Below are 10087 nucleotides of genomic sequence, written 5' to 3'. Positions count from 1 at the left end.
CCGACTTCGTCACGCCGGGCTTGACCCCGGCTTCGACGTCGTCTTGGCGCATCCAGTTCTGCAGGCAGGTCTCGCTGATCCCGAAGTCCGCCGCGATCTTCCGCAACGGCACCCCGGCATCCCGACCACGAGCAACGCGAACCACGTCCTCACGGAACTCGCGCGGATAGGGCTTGGGCATGATGACATCCTCCCAGCGGCACCCTCAGGCACCACAGATCAGGTGTCACCTATTCGTTCAGCAGACCCTTCCTCGTGATCGCGACGCAGAACCCGATCGAGCAGGAGGGCACGTACGAGCTGCCCGAGGCGCAGATGGACCGCTTCCTGCTCAAGGAGATCGTGGAGTACCCGAGCCCGCAGGAGGAGTTCGAGATCCTCGCGCGGATCGACTCGGGCGTGCTGGATCCCGAGCGCCACGTCCACACATCGGTCACGCTCGACGACGTGCATCTGCTGCAGGACGTCGCGAGTCGGATCCACGTCTCCCCCGCGATCCGCAACTACATCGTCGGCATCGCGTACGTGACCCGGAACCCGGCGCCGTACATCGGCGAGGAGCAGGCCCGCTACATCAAGTACGGCGCGAGCCCGCGCGCGTCGATCGCGTTCCTGCAGGCGTCGCGCGCGCTGGCGCTGCTGAACGGCCGCCCGCACGTGCTGCCGGAGGACATCCGGAACCTGCGGCACCTGGTGCTGCGGCACCGCGTGCTGCTGAACTTCGAGGCCGAGGCCGACGGGGTGCGCAGCGAGCAGATCATCGACCGGATCTTCGACGCGGTCCCGACCCCCTGAGGCCCCGCCCCGAGACGGCGACCCCATGACCACCCTCATCACGCGCGTGAAGAGCAAGCTCTTCATCCACGCCTCGAAGAAGTCGATGCACGCGCTCGACGGCGCGTACGCGTCGCTGCTGCGCGGCCGCAGCAACGACTTCGAGGACCTGCGCAGGTACGAGCACGGCGACGAGGTGCGCGACATCGACTGGCGCGCCACGGCGCGGCTGGGCACGCTGCTCGTCAAGCGCACGCGCGCCATCCGCGCGCACACCGTGCTGTTCGTGGTCGACACGGGCCGGGCGATGGGCGCACTGGCGGGCGACGAGCGGTCCAAGCGCGAGCTCGCGGTGCTGGCCGTCGGCGCGCTCGGCATGCTCACGCTGCGGCACGACGACGACTTCTCGGTCGTCTTCGGCGACGCCGCGCGGGTGCGGCGCCTGCCTCCCAAGAGGAGCGAGGGCGCGCTCGAGCACGCGCTGCGCGCGATCGACGGCGCCATCCGCGACGCGGATGCGGCGAGCGCGCGCGAGCGCCTGCTCGACTTCGTGGCGCGCACGATCGCGCGCCGGATGATCGTGGTGGTCGTCACGGACGAGGCGCCGGTCACGGCCGAGACGGAGCGGCTGCTGCGCCGGCTGCGCACGCAGCACGACCTGGTGTGGCTCACGCTGCGGGATGCGGATCCGATCCGCTCGCGCGCGGGCCGCGACGGGCGCCGCGACGTGGACAGCGGCTGGCGCGTGCCCGACTTCCTGCACGGCGACCCCGCGATCGCGACCGAGCTCGCCGCCGAGCGCGCGGCGGCGGACGCGCGGCGCGCCGAGGTGCTGACGGCCCTCGAGATCAGCCACGCCGAGCTCGCGTCGCAGGACGACGCCGTGCCGGCGCTGCTGCGCATTCTCAGCCGGAGGGCGCATGTCGGAGCCTGACGAGCTGTACCCGCCCGTGCAGTACGCGCCCGGCTGGATGCTGCTGGCGTTCGGGGTGATCGCCCTGGTCATCCTGGCGCTCTGGCTGATCCTGTTCCTCACGCGGCAGCGCCGGCCGAGGCGCGAGGCCGGGGAGCCGGCCCCCAGCGTGCTCGACGCGGTCGCGCAGCTGCGCCACGAGTACCTCGCGGACATCGACGAGATCGAGCGGGCGTACCGCGCCCACGAGCTGGATGCGCGGCGGGCCAACCTCGAGCTCAGCCGCCTCACCCGCCGGTTCGTGAACGAGTACAGCGGCCTCGAGGCCCCGGTGCTGACGCTCGACGACCTGATCGCGCGCGGCGTGCATCCGAGCCTCGTCGACGCGCTGCACCGCCACTACTACCCGAGCATCTTCGGGCGCGGGCCGGCGATCGACCCGCTGGCGGGCGCCGAGGCGGCGCGACGGGTGGTGGCGGAATGGCACTGATCCCGATGCACCTCGCGACCCCGTGGCTCATCGCCGTCGCGGTGCTCATCGTGGGCGCCGCGATCGGGCTCGGCGTGCTGCTCGCCCGACGCGGCGGGGCGTCGGGCGGCGACGCCCTGCCGGTCGCGCGCGCCGAGCGGCTGCGTGAGCTCCCCAGCGTCGTGCGCGCCACGCGGCGCCGCGCCGCCGCGGTCGCGGGAGCGCTCGGGCTTCTCGTCGCGGCCGCCGGCGTGGCCGGGGTGGTCGCGGCCCGGCCTCTCGCGGCGCAGACCATCCAGCCGGTCGACACGAGCCGCGACATCATGCTGTGCCTCGACGTGTCGGGCTCGATGAGCGAGGTCGACGTCGAGGTCATCGAGGTGTTCGAGGAGCTGGTCGACGGCTTCGAGGGCGAGCGCATCGGGCTCACGATCTTCAACAGCTCGCCCGTGCAGGTCTTCCCCCTCACGGACGACTACGCGTTCGTGCGCGCCCACCTCGCCACGATCAGGGCGAGCTTCGACGACCACAGGAGCGAGATCCCCGAGCACTGGGTGGGCACGCTCAACGGCGCGGGCGCCTCGCTGATCGGCGATGGCCTCGCCGCCTGCGCTCTGCGGTTCGACCACCGCGACGACGAGCGGTCGCGGACGATCATCCTCGCGACCGACAACGAGGTGTTCGGCGCCGGCGTGGTCACGCTCGACGAGGCCGCGGCCTACGCCGCCTCCGCGGGCGTGCGCGTGTTCGCACTCAACCCGGTCGAGGGCAAGGACGCGCGGGCCAGTGCGGAGCTGATCGCGGCGGCCGAGGCCACGGGCGGGCAGGCGTACGCACTGCGCGGCGCGACGACCGTGGGCGAGATCATCGACGAGGTGCAGGAGGAGGCGGCGACCGCGCTGCGCGGCGAGGCGCAGGTCGTGTGGCGCGACGTGCCGGACGTGTGGATCGTCGTGCTGCTCGCGGCCGTGCTGGGCGGCGCCGCGCTGATGTGGAGGGCGCGCCTGTGAACCTCGTCCTCCAGCCCGTCCTGCATCCGCTGCTGCTGATCCTGATCGCCGCCGCGGGCCTGTTCGTGACCGTCCGGTGCGTCGTCACCGCGCCGGACGGCCGCACGCGCACCGCCTGGATCGTGCGCACCGTGACCGTGCTGGCGTGCCTCGTGCTCGCGCTGCGCCCGGGCATCCCGGGCGGGCAGTCGCAGACCCTGACGACCGACACCGACGTCGTGATCCTGGTCGACAGCACCGCGAGCATCGTGGCCGAGGACTGGGCCGACGGCGCCCCGCGCCTGGACGGCGTGCGTGAGGACGTCGCGGCGCTGGTCGCGGAGTACCCCGGCGCGCGGTTCGCCCTGATCACGTTCGACGCGTCGGCCGAGCTGCGCCTGCCGCTCACGACCGACACGGCCGCGCTGCGCTCGGCCATGGAGGTGCTGCGCCCCGAGCCCACGCAGAACTCGCGCGGCAGCTCGATCGGGATCGCGGCCGACCTGCTTGAGGAGACCCTGCGGAACGCTGCGGCGTCGTCCGAGCGTTCACGCATGGTCTTCTACCTCGGAGACGGCGAGCAGACCGCCGCGTCGCAGCCCGAGTCGTTCCGCGGCGGCGGCGAGCTCGTCGACGGCGGCGCCGTCTTCGGCTACGGCACGGCAGAGGGCGGCCGGATGAAGGTGCAGACGGGCGGGCTCGGCGAGGGCGCCGACGAGTACATCCAGGACGGAGACGAGCCCGCGCTCTCGCGCATCGACGAGGACGCCCTGCGCACGATCGCCGCGGACCTCGGCGTCGAATACCAGCACCGCACACCCGGCACGGAGCCGTCGCTGCCGGCGGCGCCCACCTCCACGACCACGCAGCCCTCCGGCTCGACGGGCGACGTGACCGACCTGTCCTGGATCGTGGCGCTGATGGTCGTGGGCCTGCTCGCCGTGGACGCGGCGCTGCTCGCGGGCGCCATCCCGGGCATCCTGCGGATCGCGGGCCGGCGCGCGGAAGGGGGTGCGCCGTGACCACCCCGGACGACCTCGTCGCGGCGAACCGGCGCCGCGCACGGCTGCGGCGCATCCTGCTGTGGATCGCGGTGCCGCTCGCGGCGATCGCGCTGCTGCTGCCGGTCAAGATCCTCTCGATGTACGCGCTGGCGCACCGCACGATCACGGGGTACGTCGCGGGCGACCACCAGGGCGCGATCGCGGCCGCGGGCGTGCTGGGCGTCGCGAACTGGTTCGAGCCGTACAAGGCGCCGTACGACGCGGGCGTGCCGCTGGCGGCATCCGGGCGGCTGGACGAGGCGCGGGCGCGGTTCGAGGAGGCCCTGCCGCTCGCGCCCGGGCTCGAGGCGTGCGCCGTGTGGATCGACCTCGGCATCACGATCGAATGGCAGGGCGACGCGGCCCGCCAGGCGGGCGACGAGGCCGCCGCGTCCCGGTTCTACACCGAGGGCCTGGAGGTCGTGGCCGACACCCCGGCCGAGTGCCACACGCCCGAGGCCGACGCCGCATCGCCGGATGAGGAGCGCAGCGCCGACCAGAGCATCGACGAGCTGGAGGAGCGGCTGCTCGAGAAGCAGCAGCCGCCGCCTCCCTCCGGCGGCGGGGAGGGAGAGGACCCGCCGGAAGAGGAGCAGCAACCGGATCAGCCCTCCGAGGAGCAGCTGCAGGAGCTCGAGGACAAGCTCACGCAGGGACAGGACGAGCGAGAGAACTCGGGAGACGACGGTCAGTCGGGCGCGGGGACGGACAGGCCATGGTGAACGAGCAGGAGCGCCCCGCGCCTCGGCCCGACGCGCACACGGGGGCGCGCTACGTGGCGAAGTCGGACGGCGCCCCTCCGCTGCCACCGCCGGGCGGATACCGCGGCGCGCGGCGCGTGCCGGCGCCCGGGGCCGCCCCGATCCCACCGCCGCCGCGCGCGCCCCGCCCCCGGCCGGGCCTGGTCGGCTGGATCGCGCTCGGCGCGAGCGGGCTGTTCGCCCTCGCCCTGGTCCTCGCCTTCGCGCTGGGCGCGACGGACGCGCTGTACGGCGCCACCTTCCTCGCCCTGCAGCTGCTCGTGGTGGCGCTCGTCGTCGCGGCGCTGGTCACGACGCGCGGACGGGCGCTGGGCGCGTGGTCCCTCGCGATCGTCCTGCTGCTGAACGTGGGCACCGTCGGGGCGCTCAGCGCGACGCACACCTCCGCCGAGGGCGGCTACGCGGGCACGAAGACCGAGGAGGAGCGGATCCTCGAGGAGTACCCGGGGGTGAAGGGCGAGCGCCCCGAGGACACGCTCGGCCGCCCGTCGCTCGAGGAGGTCCGCGCGACCGCGGATGACCTGTCGGCCGAGATCCGAGAACGGCTCACGGCCGAATACGGGTTCACGTGGGCCGATCCGCTGCCCGAGGACCTGCGCCCCGAGCGCAACGGCTACGGCGGCGAGTCCATGCTCGTCCGCTACGGATCCGAGGTGTCGGCGACGAACGAGCCCGTCCACGGATACGACCGGAAGCTCGCCGTGATGCGCACGATCGACGACGTGCTCACCGCACACGACTGGTGGAGCATGATCGCGTTCAACGCGCCGGAGCAGGGGCTCGATCCGGCCATCCTGGAGAAGTTCTACGGCAGCGCCGACCCCCGCACCCAGGTCACCTGGGAGTGGTACAGCGAGAGCCCCGACGGCCTGGTCGCGGTCTACGCCACCATGACGGACCTCTCCCACGACGCGACCGGCGAGTGGCGGACGGCGCGCGACGCCGACCACGCACGCACGGGAGAGCCGCTCGAGGGCCTGCAGATCATGTTCTACGCCGAGCGGCTCCTGAGCGAGGCCGACGAGGACGAGTTCGAGCGCCGCATGTCCGAGTACGAGCTGCTGCCCGGCGGCTGATGTCCGACGCGGCGGGCGATACGGTGTGGCCATGACCCAGCAGGCCGTCGCCCCCGCGGTCGCCGAACCCGCCCGCTCGATCGATCGCGCGTGGGCCGCCGCACGCGTCGCGGTGGCGGCGCTGATCCTGGTCGCGGTGATCGCGCAGCTGCAGCGCACGCTCGCCAACGCGGCCGCGATGGAGACGCCGCACGGCTCGCATCTGCCGACCGTGGCGGCGAACTTCTTCAGCTTCTTCACGATCGAGTCCAACGTGGCCTCGGCGGTCGTGCTGCTGGTCGCGGCGGTCTGGACCTGGCGCGCCGGCCCGGCCGCCGACCGCGATCCGCAGTGGCTGGCGATGCTGCTGGCGAGCGTGACGACGTACATGATCGTCACGGGCATCGTCTACAACCTGCTGCTGCGCGGCGTGCAGCTGCCCCAGGGCGCGACGGTGGCGTGGTCGAACGAGATCCTGCACGTGATCGGCCCCGTCGCGCTGCTGGCCGACCTGCTGATCGCCCCGCGCCGGCGCGCGCTCGGCCGGGGCGCGATCGCGACCATCCTGGTCTTCCCGCTCGCCTGGGTCGGATACACGATGCTGCGGGCGAACACGGTCGTGGCGCCCGCGACCGGCAACGCGTGGTGGTACCCGTACCCGTTCCTCGACCCGCACTCGCCCACCGCCGGCGGCGCGCTGGGCGTGGCGCTGTACGTGGTCGGCATCGCCGCCGCGATCGCCCTGGTGGCCTGGGCGGTCGTCGCGATCGGCCGCCGCCGCGCGGCGATCGCGCCCATCGGCGCGCACCAAGCCGCATGATGGACACATGTGCTCCGTGAACACGTCGTCCTCGAACCGCACCGCCTGGGCCGCCTTCTGGGTGGGCCTCGCGGGACTGGTGCTCATGCCCATCCCGCTGTTCATCGGGCTGATCCTCGGCGGCGGGCTCTCGCTGGTCGCCGCCGTGCTCGCCGTGATCGCCCTGCTGAAGGGCCTCAGCCGTCAGGGCAAGGGCATCGCGCCCGTCGTGTTCGCCGGCATCTTCGTGGCGCTCACGTGGGCCGGCATCTCGGCCGGCGGCGGCATCATCTGGTGATGCGCGCCCGGCGCTGAGGGGCGGGCTCCGCTCAGCCCTTGGCGTCGGAGGTCGCCTGCGCCTCCTCCTCGGGGGTGTAGCCCGAGTGGAGGTGCACCGGCTCGGAGGCCTGACCGGTGCGCTTGCGCTTGCGGGCCGCCGCGACGAGGTTGAGGCCCTCCACCAGGATGGCGAACGCCATCGGGCCGTAGATCAGGGCCTTGTCGATGTGGACGCCGAAACCCTCGGCGACGAGGAAGACGCCGATCAGCATCAGGAACGCCAGGGCGAGCATCTTCACGGTGGGGTGCTTGTTCACGAACGTGAAGATGTGCTTCGCGGCGAACAGCATGAGGCCGAACGACAGCACCACGACCGTGATGATGACGAGCATGTTCGAGGTCATTCCGACCGCGGTGATCACCGAGTCGAGCGAGAACACCAGGTCGAGAGCGAGGATCTGGGCCAGCACGGCGCCGAAGGTGGCCCTGCCGCCGACCGCCGAGCCGTGGTCGTCGTCGCCCTCGAGGCGGTGGTGGATCTCCTTGACCGCCTTGTACAGGAGGAAGAGGCCACCCGCGAGGAGGATGAGCTCGCGGCCCGAGAAGCCCATCTCGCCGATGTGGAACAGGTTCTCCTCGAGCGTGATGATCCATCCCGCGAACAGCACCAGGAGCACCCGCATGAGCATCGCGAGGGTGAGGCCGAGGTTGCGCGCCTTGGCCTGCTGCTCGGGCGGAAGCTTGGACGCGAGGATCGAGATGAAGATCACGTTGTCGACGCCGAGCACCACCTCGAGGACGAACAGGGTGACGAAGACGATGGCGAGATCCGGGGTGAACTCGAGCGCGAACTCCATGCTCACAGCTTGCCGTACAACGCCCGCGACGGCCGACTCGGCGGGGGAGATCCCGGCGAAGCCATAGGATTGAGGCCATGTCGAAGGTCCTCGAGTCCCTGCCCGTCGGCGAGCGCGTCGGCATCGCCTTCTCCGGGGGTCTCGACACCTCCGTGGCCGTCGCGTGGATGCGCGACAAGGGCGCGATCCCGTTCACCTACACGGGCGACCTCGGCCAGTACGACGAGGACGACATCGAGTCGATCCCCGGCCGCGCGCTGAACTACGGCGCCGAGGCCTCGCGTCTGATCGACTGCAAGCCCATGCTGGTCGAGGAGGGTCTGGGCGCACTCGCGTGCGGCGCCTTCCACATCCGCTCCGGTGGCCGCACGTACTTCAACACGACGCCGCTCGGCCGCGCCGTGACCGGCACGCTGCTGGTGCGCGCGATGCGCGAGGACGGCGTCGAGATCTGGGGCGACGGCTCGACCTACAAGGGCAACGACATCGAGCGGTTCTACCGCTACGGCCTGCTCGCGAACCCGCGCCTGCGCATCTACAAGCCGTGGCTCGACGCGACCTTCGTGACCGAGCTCGGCGGCCGCAAGGAGATGAGCGAGTGGCTCGTCGCGCACGGCTTCCCGTACCGCGACAGCGCCGAGAAGGCCTACTCGACCGACGCCAACATCTGGGGCGCGACGCACGAGGCGAAGACACTCGAGGAGCTGAACGTCTCGCTCGAGACCGTCGAGCCGATCATGGGCGTGCGGTTCTGGGATCCGTCGGTCGAGATCGCCGCCGAGGACGTCACGATCACGTTCGAGGCCGGCCGCCCGGTCGCGATCAACGGCACCGAGTTCGCGGATGCCGTCGCGCTCGTCAAGGAGGCCAACGCGATCGGCGGCCGCCACGGCCTGGGCATGAGCGACCAGATCGAGAACCGCATCATCGAGGCCAAGTCGCGCGGCATCTACGAGGCCCCTGGCATGGCGCTGCTGTTCATCGCATACGAGCGCCTGGTCAACGGCATCCTGAACGAGGACACGCTCGCGACCTACCACGAGCAGGGACGCCGCCTCGGCCGCCTGATGTACGAGGGTCGCTGGCTCGAGCCGCAGTCGTTCATGCTGCGCGAGTCGATCCAGAAGTGGGTCGGATCGGCCATCACCGGCTCGGTCACGCTGCGCCTGCGCCGCGGCGAGGACTACACGATCCTCGACACGAGCGGCCCGGCGCTGTCGTACTCGCCCGAGAAGCTGTCGATGGAGCGCGTCGGCGACGCCGCGTTCGGCCCGACGGACCGGATCGGTCAGCTCACGATGCGCAACCTCGACATCGCCGACTCGCGCACGCGCCTCGAGCAGTACGCGGGCATGGGCCTGATCGGCGGACCGACCGCCGAGCTGGTCGGCGCGCTCGAGTCGGGCGCCGCCGGCGAGATCACGCAGGCCGCCGCGCCCGCGGGCCTCGGCGAGGAGGAGTTCGCGGAGGCCGTCGAGGCGTCCAGCGAGTCCGCGGCGTTCGACTCCGGCACCGACTGAGCCGCTCGGCCGCGTCGCGACGCAAGGACTTCTCCGCGAGGCGAGGACGATCCGGATCCGGATCTCCTCGCCTCGTGGCTTTCTCCTGGTGCCGCGACCTCCGATCGTCCGGGGTGCCGGATGTCGGCGGCGGGTGGGATCCTCGGTTCTGGATCCGGGCATCCGGCCCGGCGAGATCCCCGATGGGCTTCAAGGTCGCTCCGTATATCTCGTTCCGCGACAACGCGGCGGCGGCGCTGGAGTTCTACCAGTCGGTGCTCGGCGGCTCGCTGAACATCATGAAGTTGGGCGACATGCCCCACCCCGGCCTGGCCGAGGAGGACCACGCCAAGGTCATGCACGGCCAGCTCGACCTCGAGAGCGGCTTCGTGCTGATGGCCTCGGACACCCCGTCGAGCATGGAGTACGACGGCGGCCAGCGGGTCACCGTGACGCTGTTCGGCGACGACCCCGACGAGCTCGCGGGCCTGTTCGAGAAGCTCGCCGAAGGCGGCAACGTGGTCGAGCCCTACGCGCAGGCGCCGTGGGGCGACCACTTCGGCATGCTCACGGACCGCTTCGAGGTGTTCTGGATGCTCAACGCCTCGAGCAGCCAGCAGCCCGCCGCCTGAGGCGGCTCCCGCCGCAT

13 protein-coding genes and 1 pseudogene are annotated in these 10087 nt (G+C 71.9%); 12 read left to right on the top strand and 2 right to left on the bottom strand.

The features are described from left to right. On the bottom strand, positions 1-181 hold a 181-nt coding region (locus tag B5M43_RS14335; RefSeq protein WP_374198164.1), incomplete at its 3' end, for a transposase. 53 nt (positions 182-234) lie between these two features. Here B5M43_RS14335 and B5M43_RS15235 point away from each other — a divergent pair. The 10 genes and pseudogenes from B5M43_RS15235 to B5M43_RS14290 all read left to right on the top strand — a co-directional run. Continuing rightward, positions 235-321 (top strand): annotated as a pseudogene (locus B5M43_RS15235) (AAA family ATPase); the annotation flags it as partial. Then, the gene (locus B5M43_RS14330; protein ID WP_268993431.1) at positions 316-795 is read left to right on the top strand and encodes a MoxR family ATPase; all 480 of its coding nucleotides are present in this window, start codon (positions 316-318) and stop codon (positions 793-795) included. The pseudogene B5M43_RS15235 and the gene B5M43_RS14330, both read left to right, overlap by 6 nt. A 25-nt stretch (positions 796-820) precedes the next feature. Then, positions 821-1708 carry a DUF58 domain-containing protein gene (locus B5M43_RS14325; protein WP_134746331.1) on the top strand — a complete coding sequence of 296 codons (888 nt, stop codon included), beginning with the start codon at positions 821-823 and terminating at the stop codon, positions 1706-1708. After that, positions 1695-2177, top strand: coding sequence for a hypothetical protein (locus B5M43_RS14320; protein ID WP_134746333.1), 483 nt, complete (start codon positions 1695-1697; stop codon positions 2175-2177). The genes B5M43_RS14325 and B5M43_RS14320 overlap by 14 nt, the downstream gene beginning before the upstream one ends. After that, positions 2168-3166, top strand: coding sequence for a VWA domain-containing protein (locus B5M43_RS14315; protein WP_230668216.1), 999 nt, complete (start codon positions 2168-2170; stop codon positions 3164-3166). Before B5M43_RS14320 ends, B5M43_RS14315 begins: the two co-directional genes overlap by 10 nt. Next, positions 3163-4167 (top strand): VWA domain-containing protein, encoded by a 1005-nt coding sequence (locus B5M43_RS14310; protein WP_134746335.1) that lies wholly within the window; start codon positions 3163-3165, stop codon positions 4165-4167. Before B5M43_RS14315 ends, B5M43_RS14310 begins: the two co-directional genes overlap by 4 nt. Beyond that, a complete protein-coding gene (locus B5M43_RS14305) occupies positions 4164-4910 on the top strand; it encodes a hypothetical protein (RefSeq protein WP_134746337.1) in 747 nt (248 codons plus the stop codon). Before B5M43_RS14310 ends, B5M43_RS14305 begins: the two co-directional genes overlap by 4 nt. Then, complete coding sequence (locus B5M43_RS14300) at positions 4904-6025, top strand: hypothetical protein (RefSeq protein ID WP_134746339.1); 1122 nt, start codon at positions 4904-4906, stop codon at positions 6023-6025. The genes B5M43_RS14305 and B5M43_RS14300 overlap by 7 nt, the downstream gene beginning before the upstream one ends. Before the next feature lie 31 nt (positions 6026-6056). Next, a complete protein-coding gene (locus tag B5M43_RS14295; RefSeq protein WP_167626796.1) occupies positions 6057-6824 on the top strand; it encodes a Pr6Pr family membrane protein in 768 nt (255 codons plus the stop codon). 7 nt (positions 6825-6831) lie between these two features. Next, positions 6832-7101: a hypothetical protein gene (locus B5M43_RS14290; RefSeq protein ID WP_055987707.1), complete on the top strand. Its 270-nt coding sequence runs from the start codon at positions 6832-6834 to the stop codon at positions 7099-7101. A 31-nt stretch (positions 7102-7132) separates the two neighbouring features. Here B5M43_RS14290 and B5M43_RS14285 read toward each other — a convergent pair whose 3' ends face one another. Next, positions 7133-7939, bottom strand: coding sequence for a TerC family protein (locus B5M43_RS14285; protein ID WP_134746341.1), 807 nt, complete (start codon positions 7937-7939; stop codon positions 7133-7135). Between the two features lie 77 nt (positions 7940-8016). Between B5M43_RS14285 and argG the strand changes: the two genes are divergently transcribed. After that, the gene (argG, locus tag B5M43_RS14280; RefSeq protein ID WP_055987703.1) at positions 8017-9459 is read left to right on the top strand and encodes an argininosuccinate synthase; all 1443 of its coding nucleotides are present in this window, start codon (positions 8017-8019) and stop codon (positions 9457-9459) included. 182 nt (positions 9460-9641) lie between these two features. Next, positions 9642-10070 carry a VOC family protein gene (locus tag B5M43_RS14275; RefSeq protein ID WP_134746343.1) on the top strand — a complete coding sequence of 143 codons (429 nt, stop codon included), beginning with the start codon at positions 9642-9644 and terminating at the stop codon, positions 10068-10070. Positions 10071-10087 lie beyond the last annotated feature (17 nt).

Source organism: Microbacterium sp. MEC084 (genome assembly GCF_004514465.2).
Lineage (GTDB): Bacteria > Actinomycetota > Actinomycetes > Actinomycetales > Microbacteriaceae > Microbacterium.
Note: the sequence above shows the minus strand (reverse complement) of the source record. Positions and strands in the feature narration are given on the sequence as shown.

Coding starts and splice junctions, on each gene's coding strand:
- B5M43_RS14330 (WP_268993431.1), top strand. CDS start 316: ATGGACCGCTTCCTGCTCAAGGAGATCGTGGAGTACCCGAGCCCGCAG.
- B5M43_RS14325 (WP_134746331.1), top strand. CDS start 821: ATGACCACCCTCATCACGCGCGTGAAGAGCAAGCTCTTCATCCACGCC.
- B5M43_RS14320 (WP_134746333.1), top strand. CDS start 1,695: ATGTCGGAGCCTGACGAGCTGTACCCGCCCGTGCAGTACGCGCCCGGC.
- B5M43_RS14315 (WP_230668216.1), top strand. CDS start 2,168: ATGGCACTGATCCCGATGCACCTCGCGACCCCGTGGCTCATCGCCGTC.
- B5M43_RS14300 (WP_134746339.1), top strand. CDS start 4,904: ATGGTGAACGAGCAGGAGCGCCCCGCGCCTCGGCCCGACGCGCACACG.
- B5M43_RS14295 (WP_167626796.1), top strand. CDS start 6,057: ATGACCCAGCAGGCCGTCGCCCCCGCGGTCGCCGAACCCGCCCGCTCG.
- B5M43_RS14290 (WP_055987707.1), top strand. CDS start 6,832: ATGTGCTCCGTGAACACGTCGTCCTCGAACCGCACCGCCTGGGCCGCC.
- B5M43_RS14285 (WP_134746341.1), bottom strand. CDS start 7,939: ATGGAGTTCGCGCTCGAGTTCACCCCGGATCTCGCCATCGTCTTCGTC.
- argG (WP_055987703.1), top strand. CDS start 8,017: ATGTCGAAGGTCCTCGAGTCCCTGCCCGTCGGCGAGCGCGTCGGCATC.
- B5M43_RS14275 (WP_134746343.1), top strand. CDS start 9,642: ATGGGCTTCAAGGTCGCTCCGTATATCTCGTTCCGCGACAACGCGGCG.